Here is a 921-nt window from a genome sequence, read left to right as displayed (position 1 = left end):
CACCGCGTCATCGGCGCTGGCGAAGATGTCCGGCACCTCGCTGAACGGCACCGGATCGGCGTCGTAATTGTTCTCCACCGCTGCGATGACGTCGCGGCCCTGGTCCGCGGGCTTTCCGCCGACCTGGGGGCGGCCGTGGAGATTGACGGCGTCGAATACGAGGCACCGGCACCGGACGCGGCGCTGGAAGTGGAGGAGCTGCCGGAAGCGGACGAGGCCGAGGACCTCGAGGCGCCGGACGCGGCCGAGCTGCGCACCGTGCTGGTGGGCAGGTTCCGGCGCGAGGACCTGATGATGTTCGGCGCCCTCAACGGCGTGGAACTCCACGTCCTGGAGCCCGAGACGGGCAGGCCGGACGCGCCGGACGGGGCCGCGCCCGGACAACGGATCGTGTTGGTTTACGGGGAGGCCGCGCCCGGGCTCTACAACTGGCCGGCCTCGGCCAAACCGATCGTGGCGCTGATGGACCTGGACGGCTTCCGCGCCGTCGAGGCGTGGCTGCCGGGCACGCGGAGCGACCCGGACACCAGCTTCTGGCACGCCTGGGAGGCGCCGGCCAAGCCGTTCCCTTCGGCGTCCCGGGCGGACGCCGAGGCGCTGCGGCTGCTCGGCCGGATCGTGCACCCGGAAGGCCCCGACATGCAGCGGCTCAGCGATGTGCTGGGCCTGGAACCGGGCGCCGTCGAGGGGCTGCGGGACCTGATGTCCTCCCCGGACGAGCCCGGGATCCTGGCCCGCGCCGGCCAACTGCTGCAACTGCCGCCGATCGCCGCCCGGCTCGCCGAAGGGTCGCTGCAGCCCGACCGGGTCCCCGGGATGGAATCGATTCCCGTCCAGTCCATCGGGAAGGCGCTGCTGGAACTGGCCAGCACCCCGGCCGAGGGCAGGGGCCCGTTGGCGGCGTGGCAGCGCGCCGTCGTC

The 921-nt window shown here is 73.2% G+C and carries 1 protein-coding gene; it reads left to right on the top strand.

Annotation, left to right across the window (positions count from 1 at the left end; translation table 11 throughout):
- On the top strand, positions 1 to 921 hold a 921-nt coding region (locus AC5RV2_RS18530; RefSeq protein WP_494093546.1), incomplete at both ends, for a hypothetical protein.

The organism is Arthrobacter sp. Y3225116, assembly GCF_059091245.1.
This window is presented reverse-complemented; position numbering and strand designations above follow the sequence as displayed.